Raw genomic sequence first — 15,163 nt, 5'->3', positions numbered from 1 at the left:
ACACTGACCCGGGACCGGACGGTTCGACGACGAAAGCCGTACACGAGACATGCGCACGACGGGTACGACCGGCGCGATCGCCGGCAGGCTGGAGCAGTTGCGCGGCGAACTGCCCACCCGCAATCACAACGCCCGCACGGTGGCCGCCCTCGCGGCCAACCCGGGCTGCGCCCGCCGCGGCGTGTTGGACGCGGCCGGCATCGAGAAGACCGTACTGGCCGAACGCCTCGGCTTCCCCGCCCGCTACGGCCGCTCCCCGTTCGCCATCGGGCGCGGCAATGTGTTCGAGGCCCGGGTCAAGGCGGACGACGGGCGGGAGTTGCGCCGCCTCCTCGCCGAGGTCCTGGGCGCCGATCCCGACGACGGCGCGCTGGTGGACGTGGACGGTCCCACGGTTCCCACGGGTCCCGCCGACCCCACCGGCCGACCCGACCGACCCGGCCGCGAGGAGCGGGTCGCCCGCACCCGCGAGGCGCTCCTGCGCGCGGCGAGCGGCGACCCGGACGCCTGCGCGATCCTGGACCACCCGCTGCTCCCACTCGACGTGGCCGGCCGGCGCGCCTACCTGGAACCCGACGCGATGGCCTGCCGGGTGGCCGGTCGACTGCACGTGGTGGAGATCAAGTCCTTCGCAATCATCGACGGCTCCGCCGACCCGGGCAAGCTGGCCTCCGCCACCCGACAGGCGGCGGTATACGTACACGCCCTGCGCGGGCTCGCCCAGGAACTGGGCCTGGACCCCGAGTCGGTGTCCACCGACATCGTGCTGGTGTGCGCCCAGGACTTCGCCAACCGCCCGATCGCCGTGGTGCTCGACGTACGCCGCGAACTGGCCACCACCCGGCGGCGGTTGGCCCGGCTGTCCGGGGTCGAGGAACTGTTCGCCGAGCTTCCTGAGGGGCTGACCTTCGACGTCGCCGAGGAGCGGGTCGGCGCGGCCGTCGCCCGGGTACCCGCCGCCTACCTGCCCGACTGCCTGTCCGCCTGCGAACTCGCCTTGTTCTGCCGGGACGAGGCCCGCGGCTGCGGCACCGGCGGCGGCGTGGGCACGCTGGGCACCTCGGTACGCGGCGCGCTCGGCGGCATCGACGACATCGGCACCGCGCTGGCGCTCGCCGACGGCACCCGCGCCCCCGAGCCCGGCCAGGAGGACGTGGCCCGGCTGCTCCGCCGCGCCCAGGCGCTGCGGCACGAGGCGCTGGGCGGTGTCGGGTGAGCACGATCGCCGCGCTGGGCCGGTTGCGCGCCGCCGCGACCGGACACGCGCAGCCGGCGGCGACGGTGCGCCATCGGCACCTGTCCGCGCGTCCGGTGGTGCTGGTGCCGTATGTGCTCGCGGGCGAGGCGTTCGCGCCGCTCGCCGCGCTGGTCGGCACCGACCGCGACCGGCCGCGCCTGCTCGCCGTACCGCAACCGCGCGACCGCGACCGCCGGTTCGCGCACGCGGCCGAGCTGGCCGGGCAACTGCTGCCCTACCTGGGCGCGTTCGCCGCCGAGACCGAGACCATCGAGCGTCGCGGCGACGATCCCTACGAGCGCAGCCTGGACGCGCCGCAGGTGCTGGTGCCCACCACGGGCGGGATCGAGTATCTGCGACTGCTCGGCCGCTCCACCCGATTCCGGCGCACCGACGGCGAGTTCGCGGTGCCGGCCGGGGTGCCGCTGCTCGGCCGGTGGAGTACCTGGCTCGCGGATCGGGCCGGTGTACCCGGGTCGAGTGTGCTGCTCGCGATGACCGACCTGCTCACCCAGGCGTGGGCGACCGGGCAGAGCGCGATGGAGGACGGCGATCTGGCCTCGCTGTTGGCCTGGATCGCCCCGCCCGCCGGTCGACGCGGGGACGAGGCGGCGCGGGAGGCGGAGGGTGGTCCGACGGCGGGCCCGGCGACCGATCCGGCGTTCGACGAACGGCTCGTGCCGCTGATCACCGCGTTCGACGAGGCGGTTGCCGCCGAGCGGGAGTCGGACGAGGACGCCGCCTGTCGCGAGCGCGAGCGGCGGGCCGAACAGGCGATCCGCGACGTGCTGGCCGCCGAGTTGATGCCCACCTGGGATCGTATGTGGCGCGGCGTGGACCTGCTCGCCGCCCTGCCGGCGGGCGCCTCGGTGGCCGGGCGCTGGGAGGCCGACCGGGCCTCGTACAGCTTTTTCGCCGCCGACCTGGCCGACCCCGAGTCGCGTCCGCAGCCCAGGATCCCCGGCGCGATCTCGGCCGCCGCGCAACTCGCGAGCAGGGAACGAGCCCAGGCCCGGCTCGACGCCGAACAGGTGCGCGACGACCCGCTGTTGATGGCCGCCGTGCGGCTGGCCGGCGAGGCCTTCCGGGGCGAGCTGATCGCGGTGGACGCGGAGCGCCTGGTCACCGAACCGGGCAAGAAAACCGCCCGACCCCGGCCGCTGCTCGTCTTTCGCACCGAGGACGAGCCGCTGTTCGGGCCCGGTACCGAACTCGCCTGCGTGGAGCGCCCCGACGCGAAGGCCCGGGTGCTGGTCAACGAACCCGGCCGGATGGAGCTGGAGTTGTTCGGCGGGATGGGCGGCGGCAAGGCGCCCAAGCCGGGCAGCGTGCCCGAGCGGGGCGAGGTGTTGTGCTGGACCTCGCTGATCGCCGAGTTCCGGCGCAGCCCCGACTGGCCCGCCGTCGAGGACACCCCCTGGACGCACGGCGGCCCGCCGCCCGAGCCGGAATCGGAGTCGGGCTCGGAGACCGCGATCGGATCCGAGCCGGACGACGACGCGTTGGAGGAGTGGTCGTGACGACCGCGCACACTCGCGCCCCGCAGGGCGACCCGGCCGCGCTCGCCGCCGCCGCGACCGCCGCAGTGCTCGCCGACCTCGGCTCGGGGGCGCATCGCGGCGTCGTGGTCGACTCGCCGCCCGGCGCGGGCAAGTCCACGCTGGTGGTGCGCGCCGCCGGCGAACTGGCCGCGTCCGGCGAGCGGTTGATGATCGTCGCGCAGACCAACAACCAGGTCGACGACCTGCTGGTCCGGCTCGTCGAGGAGCACCCGCGGCTGGCCGTGGGCCGGCTGTCCGCCACCGGCTACCGGCTGCCGCCCGCCCTGGTGGGCACCTCGGTGTCGAACGCGGAGAAGGCCGAGGCACTGGACGCCTGCGCGGTGGTGGTGGCCACGGCCGCCAAATGGGCGCTGGTCCAGGACCGGCGCTGGCCGTGGGCGATCGTGGACGAGGCGTACCAGATGCGCTCCGACGCGCTGCTCCTGGTGGCGCGGCTGTTCGACCGGGCGCTGTTCGTGGGCGATCCCGGCCAACTCGACCCGTTCGCCACCGTGGACACCTCGCGCTGGCACAGCCTGAGCTACGACCCGTCGCAGAGCGCGGTGGTGGTGCTCCGTCGGCACAACCCGGACCTGCCGGTGCACCGGCTGCCGGTGTCCTGGCGGCTGCCCGCGAGCGCGGCGCCGCTGGTGTCGGACGCGTTCTATCCGTTCACCCCGTTCCGCTCGGGGACCGGCCCCGGCGAGCGTTCGTTGCGCTTCGAGGCGGCGCGGGAGCACGACGCGTACGACACGGTGGTCGATGTCGCGGCCGGGTCCGGGTGGGGGCTGCTGGAGTTGCCCGCGCGATTCACCGGGGCGGCCGACGAGGAGGCGGTACGGGCGGTGGCCACGCTGGCCGCGCGGCTGCTCGCGCGCGGCGGGACGGCGGTCGGCGAGCGTACTCCCGACGGGGTGCCGCTGGACGCGTCCCGGATCGCGATCGGGGTCAGCCATCGCGAGCAGCGGGCCCGGGTCGAGTCGGCGCTGCGCGACCTCGGCGCGACGGAGATCGTGGTGGACACCGCGAACCGGCTCCAGGGCCGCGAGTTCGACGTGACCGTGGTGCTGCATCCGCTGTCCGGACGGCGCGACGCGACCGAATTCCACCTGGAGACGGGCCGGCTGTGCGTACTGGCCTCCCGGCATCGACACGCGTGCCTGGTGGTGGCCCGGGCGGGGATCCCCGAACTGCTCGACGCGCACCCGACCGCGAACCCGGTGCACCTCGGCGTGCCGGTGTCGTTCCCGGACGGCTGGGAGGCGAACCAGGCGGTGCTGGCCGAACTCGGCAGGCATCGGGTGCCGCTGACGCCCTGAGCACGGGTACGACACCCGCGGTGTGCGGGTCTGCGCCGTCCCGCGCGAGCGCCGGCCGCCCCCTCCGGCCGGCGTTCCCGATCGTCCGCTACTCGCCGCGCTCCAGCAGCAGCCGTCGGCCGTGCTCGATCATCTTCGCCGTGTATTCCTCGCCCCACCCCGCGCGCGCCGCGACCTGAGCCGTCGTCAGATGGTCGAACCGATTCGGGTCCGCCATCCGCGCCGCGGCCATCGCCTGGTAGTCCACCGCCCGGTCGGCCGCCGCCCGGAACGCCTCGGCCAGGTCGGTCGAGCGGGTCAGCACCTCCTGGGGATCGGTCAGATCGTCCAGGTCGAAGAAGCGTTCGTCGGGCGGCTCGGGGACCGAGGGCTCGAACAACAGCGGCACAGGCCGCATGCGGGGCTTGCGCGACTCGGACGGCATGCGCGGATTCCTTCCGACAGGGCAGACGTGCTGACGACGAAAACGGACGGGGGGAAGCAGCGGGAATCGGCCGATTCGAGAAGATCGGCAAGATCCCGTGCCCTTGCCATTGTCGCCAACCGGGCGCCATGCGAAAGACCCTTGCCCGAAAGAGGGACGCCGGTGCGGGCGCCGCCTGGATAAACCCCGAATCGGGCGGGGCCGGGGGCCGATTTCGGGGCTTGGCTCGGCTTCGACCGGGGTTCGGTCCGGCCTGTGTCCGGCTGCGGACCGGCTTCGGTCCCGTGTCGGACCGCCCCGATCGGGGCCCACGCACGGACGCGCCCCCCGGCCGAGAGGCCGAGGGGCGCGTCGCGTCTTGCCGATACCGGTCGGGTCGAGCAGGTATTGGGGGAGCCGCTCGTGATGTCAGGTCTCCGACCGGTACGTCCTGGGCGACCTCAGATCGCCTGCTGGTGGCGCTCGGCGAGCGCGCGGGCCGCCTCCGCGATCGCCGCGCGCACGTGCCGCAGCGTGGTCAGGCGGTTGTCGGGCGTGGGCGGCACCAGCCAGACCAGCGGGCCGTCGTTCTGCTCCGGCGGCGGCGGGAAGGTGATCCACGCGCCGCGTCCGTGGTGGCGTGGGCCGAGCCGGCGCTCGCGCGGGCGCATCGGCATCACGGCGGTCGGCGGTACGAGGAATCCGATCCGGCGGTAGCGGCGGTCGAAGATGACCGGTCCGACCGGCACGCGGTGTGCGTGCAGGGTCTCCAGGGCCGCCCGACCGAGCCGGTCCTCCACCTCGATCACGTCGAACGTCTCGCCGGCGGCGACCAGGCGAGGTGCGTACGGGTTCCGAAGCGCGTCCTGCGGCAGCGCTGCCAGCGTCGTTCGGTTCACGTCGGCGTCCATCGGTGAGGCGGTCCTCTCGTTTCGTCATGGAAGTCATGGAAACGGAATCGTCCCCGGGGGCCGGGAGGTCCTCGAAGCGTCCTCTGTGTCCTGCACGTGCCAGAGGCGTCCGAGTTGTGCGTCGTCCGCCCTGCCCTTAGATGCAACCAGGCCGGCACACGGTGTGACGAGGCCCGCGGTGGGACTCCTGAAGGACGCGCTGAGGACTCTTGCCGCCCTAACGGGCTAGAGGCATGACGCCGCAGGTGGGACGGGGTCACGATCGAGATCCAGCACGGATCTTCCGGACCCGGTGTATTACGTGAGCGGGTCCTCCAGTCATGTCCGTCAACCGACGCGTATGGAGGACGCGGTGCAACGACGTACCTTTCTGGCCGGCGCCGCCGTCGCCGGCCTCACGGCGAAGACATCCGCCGCGTACGCCTCCTCGGCGCCGGCACCCGCCCTCCCCGACCCCGCCGCCTATGTGGCCACCACCGCCCGCCTGCGGTCCCGCTACTGGATCGAGGAACCGGGGCGGCTGCTCCCGGTGGTGGCCGAACACGCCCGCCACGGCGCCCGGCTGTTGGCCGAGGGGCCCGAGGGGGCGCACTACTCCGCGATCGCGGAGACCGCGCTGCTCGCGTCCCGGATCGCCTTCTTCGACCTGAGCCTGCGCGGACCGCACGTGCGGCGCTGGCAGGACCTCGCGTTGGAGGCGGCGGACCGGGGCCGGGACGGCTCGCTGGCCGCGGCCGTGCTCGGGCACATGGCCTTCGCCCCGGCCTGGACCGGGCGCGGCACCGAGGCCCGGGACACGCTGGCCGCGGCGCGGGAGCGGACCACGAGCGGCGACGCGGGTCCGACGCTGCGGGCCTGGTTGGACGCGATCGCGGCGGAGGCGGAGGTGCGGCTGGGTACGCCCGACGCGGCCTTTCCGCTGCTGGACCGGGCCGCCGACACGTTCGCGCCGCCGGACACGCCCGGGTCGTGGACGGCGGACGGCCCGCCGGCCTGGCTGGACTGGTTCTCGGCGGCCCGCCTGGAGGGTTTCCGGGGCGCGGCGGAGGTGGCCGCCGGCCGCTCGGCGGAGGCGCGGGCAACGCTGGAGCGCACCCTGGCGGGGCTGCCGGCGCACAGCCACAAGCAGCGCGCGATGACCCTGGCCGAACTGGCCGCGACGGCGGTCGGCGCCCGCGAGCCACAGGACGCGTGCCGGCTCCTGGAGGAGGCCCTCGACCTGGTCGGCGTACAGGGATACGCAACGGCGGTGGACCGCGTCCGCACGGTACGCGCATCCCTGGCCCCGTGGTCCCGCGAACCCTTCGTCCGCGACGTCGACGACCGCCTACGCACAGGCGGCGGATCGCAGCCGGGCGGCGGCACGCAGCCGGGGTAGGCTCGCCGCCTCCCTCACCCGGCATCCGGCCGGGAGGCCTCGAATATCGCCGGGCCGAGTGCCCTCAAACGCCGGCCGGGCTGCTTGCGCGCGGGCGCCGGCCGGACCGACGTTGAGCCCCGGCGGCGGCCGGCCTCGCGTGGCCTACCCTCGTTGTGTGGATTGTGTTGCTTCGTTGGAGCGGTGGCTTGCCGGGTTGTCGGTCGAGCGGTTGACGGCTCTGTTGGAGGAGCGGGCGTTGCCCCGCTCGGCCGGATACACGCGGGTTGCCGGCTTCCGCGAGTTGGCGCGGTTCCTGGTGGCGGACGAGTCCGTGATGGTGGGGCTGTCGCGGGTGAGCGCCGGTGAAGTCGCGCTGTTGGCGGCGGTGGCGTCGCGGGCATCGGAGGAGTACGGCCCGGTACCGAACGCTCGCCCGCCCGTGTCCGCGTGGTCGACGGCGGCGGTGCCCCCATCGGTCGAGCCGTACGACCGCCTGGTGTCCGAACCCGAGTTGCTGGACCGACTGGCCGCTGCCGGGATACCCCAAGAGCGCGTGGCCGAGACCGTCACCGGATTGCGTGAGCGGGCACTGTTGTTGCCCGCGCCGAGCGGCCGGCTGGCGGTGCCGTCGCTGTTGCACACGCTCGCGGCGGACCTGGCCGGATTCGGGGCGCCCGCCGAACGGCTGTTGACCACCGCGTTCAACGCGTCCGAGGTCAAGCGCGTCGCCTCGGGGCTCGGCCTCGGCGACGTGCGGACCCGCGCGGACGCGCAGCGTGGGATCGTGGCGGTGCTCTCCGATCCCGAACGGGTACGCGCCATGGTCGCCGACGCGCCGCGGGACGCCTTGGACCTGTTGGAGCACCTGGTTCCGGGCCCGCCGCTGTTGCGCACGCACTGTTTCGTGGCGATCGGTGGCCGCTACTACGGTGCCGGCACCAAGTACACGTTCCGCGAAGGTGGTTCCGGCGATCCGGGTACCGACTGGCTGGCCACGCGGGGCATGGTCGTCCCCGTCGATCAGGACCTGGTCGAGATGCCGTACGAGGTGGCGCGCGCCCTGCGCGTCGACGACGCGGCCCTGCCGATCGCCTTGACTCCCGAGCCGTTGACCCGCACCACACCGCTCCCCCGCGGCACCGACGAACACGGCGCCGGGGCGGCGGCGGCCGCCGCCTGGCGCGCGGAGCTGGTCCTGCGGGAGTTGGCCGCCCACCCGGTCGCCGTGCGCAAGGCCGGCGGCATCGCGGTGCGCGACACCCGTCGGCTGGCCAAGGCCGCCGGCGCGAGCGAGGAACACACCCGCCTGTGGCTCGACTTGGCGGTGAACGCCGGCCTGGCCGGACCGCACGTGGAAGCGCCGGAGTCCAAGCAGGGCAAACGGCAAGGCAGGCGCGCGGCCTCGACGCCACCCGCGGCGGCGCGACTGCTGCCCACGGAGCGCTACGACGACTGGGCGGCCGCCTCGCCCGCGGGCAAGTTGTTGCCGCTGATCGCCACGTGGGCTGTGGTGCCGGAGGTGTTCACGTGTTGGCCCGAGGACGCGGGCGAGACACCCGTGGCCCTGGTCAGTCCGCAGGACGGTTTCGCGGTACCGCTGCGCCATGGTGTGTTGCGCGCCCTCGCGACCCTCCCGGAAGGGCGTGGTCTCGCGCCGGGCCCCGAGGCGAGGGCCGAACTGTTCGAGCGTGCAGCGTGGTTCCAACCCCTCCTCGGCACCTCCCTCCTGGGCGACGTCTCCGCCACATCCGAGGAGCACGCGCAGTTCGACGGGCGGGTGACCGCGACACTGGCCGAGGCGGAACTGCTCGGGCTGGTGGCCGGCGGCGCGCTCACCGGGATCGGCCGCGCGGTCGGCGCGTTCCTCGACGCGCGCGCCGCCGACCACTTCCCCGCCGTCCCCGGCGCCGACGCCGATCCGGAGGCATCCGAACTGGACGGCCTCGGCATCGACGTCACCCGACGCCCCGCGCTCGCGCGCGCCGTCGCCGCGTTGCGCGACACCTTGCGTACGACGCTGCCCGCGCCGAGTACCACCGCCCGGTTCCAATCCGACCTGACCGCCACCGTGACCGGCGCGCCGGCCCCCGCACTCGCCGAACTGCTCTCCGCCGTCGGCGACATCGAATCCGAGGGCCACGCCGTGGTCTGGCGGATCGCCCCGGCGTCCCTGCGGCGCGCCTACGACGCGGGCCACAGCGCGGACGAAGTCGCCGAACGCCTGGCCGCGGCCTCCTCGAACGGGCTTCCGCTGCCCCAGCCACTGGCGTACACCATCAAGGACACCGCGCGAACCCACGGGCGGCTGCGGGTGGTTCGCTCGGCCTGCTGCATCCGCTGCGACGACCCGGCACTGATCGCCGAGGTCGCCGGCGCCCGCGCGCCGGCCAAACTGGGCCTGCGCCGCATCGCCCCGACCGTACTGATCTCGACCGCACCGCCCGAGGAGACGCTGACCGCGCTGCGCGGTGCGGGTTACGCACCGGCCCTGGAGGCCGAGACCGGCACCACGGTCCTGGAGCGTGCGCCCGCGCAACGCGCCCCGAACCACCTCCTCGCGGTGGACCAGCCCCTGGCGCGGTACGGCGCACCCATCCCGGGAATGCCGGCCGACGCCCGCGAACTCGCGGAGCGACTGACCGCGGGAGGGTGAGGTCGGCCCCGCGGGCGGGGTGGACCCCGAGGTGGTTGGGTCCATAGCCTGGGGCGGTTGGTTGATGATCTTCGATCGCGTTGCGGGACAAGGGGATTCGATTCGATGACCGCTCTGGACGTGCCCGACATACTTTCGCCCGAGTTCGCGGCCGATCCGTATCCCCTCTACCGGAGCATGCGGGACGAACACCCGCTGCTGTGGCACGAAGGTATGCAGAGTTGGGTCATCTCGCGCTACGCGGACCTCGAACGGGCCTTCAAGGAACCGGTGTTCACCACCGACAACTACGACTGGCAGCTGGAGCCCGTGCACGGGCGGACCATCCTGCAGATGAGCGGGCGCGAACACGCGGTGCGGCGCGCGCTGGTGGCACCGGCGTTTCGCGGAAACACCCTTCAGGAAACGTTCATGCCGGTGATCGAGCGCAACGCCCGGCAACTGGTGGACACCTTCCGCACGCGCGGATCGGTGGACCTGGTACCGGAGTTCGCCCAGCGCTTCCCGGTCAACGTGATCGCCGACATGCTCGGCCTGGACCAGGCCGACCACGAGCGGTTCCAGGGCTGGTACACCGCGGTCATCGCGTTCCTGGGCAACCTGAGCCAGGACCCCGGTGTGGCCGCCGCCGGGCTGCGCACCCGGGACGAGTTCGCCGCGTACATGTTGCCGCTGATCGCCGAGCGGCGGGCGAACCCGGGCGAGGACCTGCTGTCCACACTGTGCCTGGCCGAGATCGACGGCACCCGGATGAGCGACGAGGACATCAAGGCCTTCTGCAGCCTGCTGCTCGCCGCCGGTGGCGAGACGACGGACAAGGCGATCGCGAGCCTGTTCAAGAACCTGCTCGAACACCCCGACCAACTCGCCGCGGTGCGCGCCGACCGCTCGCTGATCCCGCGCGCGTTCGCCGAGACGCTGCGCTACTCGCCGCCGGTGCACATGATCATGCGCCAACCCGCCGAGGACGTCGAACTCGCCGGCGGCGTGGTGCCCGCAGGCAGCACGCTCACCTGCCTGATCGGCGCCGCGAACCGGGACGACCGACGCTACGCGCACCCCGACCGGTTCGACATCTTCCGCGAGGACCTGACCGCCAAGACCGCGTTCTCCGCGGCGGCCGACCATCTTTCCTTCGCGCTCGGCCGGCACTTCTGCGTCGGCGCGCTGCTCGCGGTGGCCGAGGTCGAGGTGGGCACCAACCAACTCCTGGACGCGATGCCCGACCTGGCCTTCGCGCCGGGCTTCGCACCCGTCGAGAAGGGCGTGTTCACCCGCGGCCCGGTCGCACTGCCGGTCACCTTCACCCCCACGGCCTGAGCCGCGCCGTCCCGCGTCCCGCGAGAAACGCCGAGAGACGCCCGGGGACGGGCCACGCGCCCGTCCCCGCGCCGACCCGGATTCACCCCACGTACGCCGGGGTGAACTCGACCGGAAGGTTCTCCAGACCGCGCATCCATACCGAGTCGCGCCAGACCAGCTCCCGGGTGGGCACCGACAGGTTGACGTCGGGCAACCGGTCGAGCAACACCTCGATCGCCGCCCGCGCGATCACCTCGGCCAACTCCGGCGCCGGGTACGGGCAGCGGTGCTCGCCGTGGCTGAACGACATGTGCGCGCTGTTCCCCGCCGCGCCGGCGTGCGAGTCGGGCCGCACCTGCGGGTCGGTGTTGGCCGCGGACAGCCCGAGCACCAGCAGATCGCCCGCCTTGATCTTCTGCCCGCCGAGCACCGTCGAGCGCACCGCCCAGCGGCCGATGAAGTTCTGCGTCGGGGTGTCCTCCCACAACACCTCGTTCAGCGCCTGCCCGACGCTGCGCCGACCGCCGGACAGGGTCAGCGCGAAACGGTCGTCGGTCAGCATCAGCCGCAGCGTGTTGCCGATCCAGTTCGCGGTGGGCTGCTGGGCGGCGGCCATCACCACGAGCATGTCCTGGATCAGTTCCTCCTCGGCCAACTCGGCCGGGTGCACCAGCAGCCGCGACGGCACGTCGGCGCCGGGGCGTTCGCGCTTGCGCTCCAACAACCGGGCCATCGTGGCCCGTACCCGCAGGTGCGCGTCCACCGCGCCCTCGCCGCCGTCCAACGAACCGGCCAGGTCCCGGACCAGATCCGGGGTCTCCTCCTCGGGCAACCCGAACAGCCGCGCCACCACCAGCGAGGGCAGCCGGTGCGCGTAGTCCGCCATCAACTCGGCCTCGCCCACCCCGGCGAACTCGTCGACCAGCCGATCCGCGATCCGCTCGGCCTGGGCGCGCAGTTCGAACTGGTCCACCGCCGAGAGCGCGTCGCTGATCGCCCCGGCCCGGCGCCGGTGTTCGGGCCCCTCGGTGAACATCACCGACGGCTGGTAGCCGACGAACGGCATCAGCGGCCAGTCCGGCGCGATCCGGTCCCACGCGTGCCAGCGCCGCGAGTCGCGGGCGAACATCTGGTCGTTCGCCGTGACATGGTGCACCTCGCGGTAGCCGAGCACGAACCACGCGGGGATGTCGCCGTCGAGCAGGATCGGCGCCACCGAGCCGTGTTCCTGGCGCAATTTGCGATACATCCCGTGCGGGTCCTGCCACAACCCCGGGCCGGACAACCGCGCGGCGCCCTCGTGCGAGGGGTCGAGGGCCGGCCCGCCGCCCGCGTGCGCGGGGCAACCCTGCGGCGGCGCGGGGGCGTTCGGGTCGTTGAGGTCCGAAGGCGTGGTCACAGGGCGTGCTCCCGGGCGAAGGACAACGTGTAGAGGTGGTTCACCAGCGCGATCAGCACGGCCTTGCTGGACTCCCGGCTGCGCGCGTCGCAGTCGACCATCGGGATCTCCGCGGGCAGGGACAGCGCGTCGCGCACCTCCTCCAGCGTGTGCTCGGGCGGCCCGAAGTTGTTGCGGGCCAGGACGAACGGCATGCCGTGGTGCTCCAGCCGGTCGATTGCGTACCACGAGTCCTCGAGCCGCCTGGGGTCGACCAGCACGACCGCGCCGAGCGTGCCCGAGAACAACCGGTCCCACAGGAACCAGAAGCGCTCCTGCCCGGGAGCGCCGAACAGGTACAGCACCATCTCGTCGTTGAGCGAGATCCGACCGAAGTCGAAGGCGACCGTGGTGGTGGTCTTGCCATCCGCGCCGCGCGCGTCGTCGATGCCCACACCCGCCCGGGTCATCGTCTCCTCGGTGTTGAGCGGACGTATCTCGCTCACCGAGCGCACCATCGTCGTCTTGCCGACGCCGAACCCGCCCACGATGGCGATCTTGAGCCCGTCGCTCGCGGTGCTCGCCAGGGGGGTACGCACGGCCGGCTCGGACGTGGCGAGCTCAGAGGTTGTGGAGTCCAACGAGCACCTGCTTCAGGATCTCGGTATCGGGTAGTTGCGCCCGGCGCGGGGACAGGCGCGGGTGCCGCGCGGTGATTCGCCCCGTGTCGAGCAGGTCGCAGAGCAGGATCTTCACCACGCCCACGGGCAGGCCCAGTTCGGCGGCGATCTCCACCACGGCGGTCGGTCGATCGCACATCCGCAGGATCCGCACGTGCTCGGACTGCATGCCCGGCGTGGGTTCGCACTCGCTGACGATCAGGGTGACCAGGTCGAACGCGTCCTCGTCGGCGCGCGTTCGACCGTTGGTGACCGTGTACAGCCGATCCGGATCGCCGCTGTCGACTGGCCGCCGGATCATGCCGATCGGCCGCCTTCGTCGAAGTTCCGAGCCGGTGTGCTCAGATACTCGCCGATCTGCTCGACCAATTCGTTCATGTTGTGTCCCACCACCCCGGCGTCCGCGTCGTCGTCCGCGATCACCGCGAGGTGGGCGCCCTCGCCCGCCTCGACGATGAACAGGATGCCGCCGTGGAACTCGGTCATCGACTGGCGCACACCGCCGCTGCCGTCGCCGAACTCGATCGACGCGCCGTGCGACAGGCTCTGGATGCCGGACGCGATGGCGGCGAGCTGGTCGGCCTGGTCGATCGTCAGCCCGCCGGTACGGCACAACTTCAGGCCGTCCTTGGACAACACCAGCGAGTGCCGCGTGCCCGGGGTGCGCTCGATCAGGTTCTCCAGGAGCCAGTCGAGATCACGCTCGGACCGCCGTTGCGGGTCGGTCCGCTGCGCTTCGGTGCCGTGTGCTGTTGCGCTCATAGGGCTTCCGGGGTGGACATCGCGCGGATGCCCGCCCCCGCCTCCGTTCTCTCGTTGCGTACCACCCGGCGAAGGGGCGATCAGGACTTGTCGTCGGGGGACGCCGTCACGTCCCGACCCGGTCGTTCGCCCTGTACCGCCTGGCGGAACGCGCCGAAGCGGGCCCCGGGCGCGGGGCGCGGTTTGCTCTCGCGGGAGCCGGCGTCCGAGCGCGACTCGGCCCGCTCGGCCGCCCTGGCCGCGGCGGCCAGGGTCTGTCCGGGGCGGCGCTTGGCCAACCCGGAGAGCGTGGGTGCGGGCGCCGGCTCGGCGGAGGGGGCCGCAGGAGTCACGGGTGCCGCGGGCACTGCGGGCGCTGCGGGCGCCTCTGCGATCGCCCGGGTCGCCGGCGCCGTCTCCACGGGATGCGCCCGCCCCGAACGCACCTCGGGCGCGGCCCGCTTGCGCGGCTCGGGCCGGATCTCGCCGACCAGCTGCCGCGGAATCATCACCACGACGCCCGTACCACCGCGCGAGGACGGCCGGAAGGACACGGTCAGCCCGTGCTTGCGGGCCAGACAACCCACCACGGCCAGCCCCAGCCGCGTCCCGGACAGCGTGGTCAGGTCCAACGCGTCGGCCGAGACCGCCTGTTCGGCCCGCCGCAGGGCGAACTCGCCCATCACCAGGCCGCCGTCCTCCACCGTGACCACGACGCCCGCCGGCACGTCCTCGACGTAGACGTGCACCTGCTCGGACGGCGGCGAGAACTTGGTCGCGTTGTCCATCAGTTCGGCCAGCGCGTGCATCACGCCCTCGGCCGCGTAGCCGGCCACCGCCGCCTCGCTGGTGGAGTGCACCCGCACCCGCTGGTAGGCGCTGATCCGGCCGACCGCGCCGCGCAGGATGCTCTCCATCACGATCGGCTTGGTCCAACGCCGCCCCGAACGTGCGCCGGTGAGCACCGCGATGCTGTCCGCGAGCCGGCCCGCCTGGGCGGTGCTGTGGTCGAGCCGGAGCAGGTCGCCGAAGACCTCCTCGCCGTGCCGGCCCTCCATCTCGCGCAGGTCGGCGAGCATGCTGGTGGACAACGCCTGTACCCGACCGGCGGCGTTCGCGCACGCCGACATCGCGGCGGCACGCATCCGTTCGCCCTGGCCCACCTCGCGCGCGACGGTGGTCAACATCCGCGCCAGCGCCTCGTGTTGCGGCGTGGGTACACCGGCCAGGGCGGTCTCCACCGACGCGCCGTCGCGCAGCAGCGCCACCAACGCGGGCAACGTCTGGTCGGCGACCCGGGTCGCCTCGGCCTGGAACGCGGACATCCGGTCCCGGTTGGCGTCGTTCCAGCGGGCCGCGTCACCCTCCAACGTGGCGACTCGGGCGCGCAACAGGTCCGCGGTGCCGATCGCGTAGACGGTGGCCGCGACCGCGATGGCCAACGCCAAGGCGACCGCCACGCCGCCCACCGCGACGGTGGTGCGATGCTTCGAGCCGACGGCCGACACCGCCCACACGACCGCGCCTGCGGTACAGATCGACACGACCGCGAAGGCGAGCAGTGGCCGCCCCATCGGGGGTCGTTCGGACCGGGCGCGAGGGGGCATGTCTACTGCTGACATCAAGCGGATCCTCGTT

13 protein-coding genes are annotated in these 15,163 nt (G+C 73.2%); 6 read left to right on the top strand and 7 right to left on the bottom strand.

The window, feature by feature from the left end; translation table 11 throughout:
• The first annotated feature begins 49 nt into the window (after nt 1-49).
• The 3 genes from ACFXKZ_RS23065 to ACFXKZ_RS23055 are packed head-to-tail and all read left to right on the top strand — an operon-like array spanning nt 50 to nt 4,097.
• Nucleotides 50-1,216, top strand: a complete 1,167-nt coding sequence (locus tag ACFXKZ_RS23065; RefSeq protein WP_380002814.1) for a hypothetical protein — start codon at nt 50-52, stop codon at nt 1,214-1,216.
• On the top strand, nt 1,213-2,757 hold the full coding sequence (locus tag ACFXKZ_RS23060; protein ID WP_380002813.1) for a hypothetical protein: 1,545 nt from the start codon (nt 1,213-1,215) through the stop codon (nt 2,755-2,757). Before ACFXKZ_RS23065 ends, ACFXKZ_RS23060 begins: the two co-directional genes overlap by 4 nt.
• Nucleotides 2,748-4,097 (top strand): helicase, encoded by a 1,350-nt coding sequence (locus ACFXKZ_RS23055; protein ID WP_380002811.1) that lies wholly within the window; start codon nt 2,748-2,750, stop codon nt 4,095-4,097. Before ACFXKZ_RS23060 ends, ACFXKZ_RS23055 begins: the two co-directional genes overlap by 10 nt.
• Nucleotides 4,098-4,185: 88 nt before the next feature.
• Here ACFXKZ_RS23055 and ACFXKZ_RS23050 read toward each other — a convergent pair whose 3' ends face one another.
• Complete coding sequence (locus tag ACFXKZ_RS23050; protein ID WP_380002810.1) at nt 4,186-4,521, bottom strand: hypothetical protein; 336 nt, start codon at nt 4,519-4,521, stop codon at nt 4,186-4,188.
• Between the two features lie 440 nt (nt 4,522-4,961).
• On the bottom strand, nt 4,962-5,411 hold the full coding sequence (locus tag ACFXKZ_RS23045) for a hypothetical protein (RefSeq protein ID WP_380002809.1): 450 nt from the start codon (nt 5,409-5,411) through the stop codon (nt 4,962-4,964).
• A gap of 352 nt (nt 5,412-5,763) precedes the next feature.
• Between ACFXKZ_RS23045 and ACFXKZ_RS23040 the strand changes: the two genes are divergently transcribed.
• From ACFXKZ_RS23040 to ACFXKZ_RS23030, 3 genes are all read left to right on the top strand, one after another.
• Nucleotides 5,764-6,789 (top strand): transcriptional regulator, encoded by a 1,026-nt coding sequence (locus tag ACFXKZ_RS23040; protein WP_380002808.1) that lies wholly within the window; start codon nt 5,764-5,766, stop codon nt 6,787-6,789.
• Between the two features lie 157 nt (nt 6,790-6,946).
• Nucleotides 6,947-9,424 carry a helicase-associated domain-containing protein gene (locus tag ACFXKZ_RS23035; protein WP_380002806.1) on the top strand — a complete coding sequence of 826 codons (2,478 nt, stop codon included), beginning with the start codon at nt 6,947-6,949 and terminating at the stop codon, nt 9,422-9,424.
• Between the two features lie 105 nt (nt 9,425-9,529).
• Nucleotides 9,530-10,744: a cytochrome P450 gene (locus tag ACFXKZ_RS23030; protein ID WP_380002804.1), complete on the top strand. Its 1,215-nt coding sequence runs from the start codon at nt 9,530-9,532 to the stop codon at nt 10,742-10,744.
• A gap of 82 nt (nt 10,745-10,826) precedes the next feature.
• On the opposite strand, the gene ACFXKZ_RS23025 is transcribed toward ACFXKZ_RS23030, so the two are convergent.
• The 5 genes from ACFXKZ_RS23025 to ACFXKZ_RS23005 all read right to left on the bottom strand — a co-directional run bounded on the left by ACFXKZ_RS23025 (nt 10,827) and on the right by ACFXKZ_RS23005 (nt 15,147).
• Nucleotides 10,827-12,125: a cytochrome P450 gene (locus ACFXKZ_RS23025; RefSeq protein WP_380002802.1), complete on the bottom strand. Its 1,299-nt coding sequence runs from the start codon at nt 12,123-12,125 to the stop codon at nt 10,827-10,829.
• Nucleotides 12,122-12,745 (bottom strand): ATP/GTP-binding protein, encoded by a 624-nt coding sequence (locus ACFXKZ_RS23020; protein WP_126643223.1) that lies wholly within the window; start codon nt 12,743-12,745, stop codon nt 12,122-12,124. The genes ACFXKZ_RS23025 and ACFXKZ_RS23020 overlap by 4 nt, the downstream gene beginning before the upstream one ends.
• Nucleotides 12,726-13,085: a DUF742 domain-containing protein gene (locus tag ACFXKZ_RS23015; RefSeq protein WP_078977125.1), complete on the bottom strand. Its 360-nt coding sequence runs from the start codon at nt 13,083-13,085 to the stop codon at nt 12,726-12,728. The genes ACFXKZ_RS23020 and ACFXKZ_RS23015 overlap by 20 nt, the downstream gene beginning before the upstream one ends.
• Nucleotides 13,082-13,546 (bottom strand): roadblock/LC7 domain-containing protein, encoded by a 465-nt coding sequence (locus tag ACFXKZ_RS23010; RefSeq protein ID WP_126643224.1) that lies wholly within the window; start codon nt 13,544-13,546, stop codon nt 13,082-13,084. Before ACFXKZ_RS23010 ends, ACFXKZ_RS23015 begins: the two co-directional genes overlap by 4 nt.
• 80 nt (nt 13,547-13,626) lie before the next feature.
• Nucleotides 13,627-15,147 (bottom strand): sensor histidine kinase, encoded by a 1,521-nt coding sequence (locus ACFXKZ_RS23005; protein WP_380002801.1) that lies wholly within the window; start codon nt 15,145-15,147, stop codon nt 13,627-13,629.
• Nucleotides 15,148-15,163 lie beyond the last annotated feature (16 nt).

Origin of the sequence: Embleya sp. NPDC059237 (genome assembly GCF_042754105.1) — a bacterium.
GTDB lineage: Bacteria > Actinomycetota > Actinomycetes > Streptomycetales > Streptomycetaceae > Embleya.
This window is presented reverse-complemented; position numbering and strand designations above follow the sequence as displayed.

Bases quoted from the DNA above. Each gene is read 5' to 3' on its own strand.
- ACFXKZ_RS23065 (WP_380002814.1), top strand. From the start codon at position 50: ATGCGCACGACGGGTACGACCGGCGCGATCGCCGGCAGGCTGGAGCAG.
- ACFXKZ_RS23015 (WP_078977125.1), bottom strand. From the start codon at position 13,085: ATGATCCGGCGGCCAGTCGACAGCGGCGATCCGGATCGGCTGTACACG.
- ACFXKZ_RS23050 (WP_380002810.1), bottom strand. From the start codon at position 4,521: ATGCCGTCCGAGTCGCGCAAGCCCCGCATGCGGCCTGTGCCGCTGTTG.
- ACFXKZ_RS23010 (WP_126643224.1), bottom strand. From the start codon at position 13,546: ATGAGCGCAACAGCACACGGCACCGAAGCGCAGCGGACCGACCCGCAA.
- ACFXKZ_RS23005 (WP_380002801.1), bottom strand. From the start codon at position 15,147: ATGTCAGCAGTAGACATGCCCCCTCGCGCCCGGTCCGAACGACCCCCG.
- ACFXKZ_RS23030 (WP_380002804.1), top strand. From the start codon at position 9,530: ATGACCGCTCTGGACGTGCCCGACATACTTTCGCCCGAGTTCGCGGCC.
- ACFXKZ_RS23045 (WP_380002809.1), bottom strand. From the start codon at position 5,411: ATGGACGCCGACGTGAACCGAACGACGCTGGCAGCGCTGCCGCAGGAC.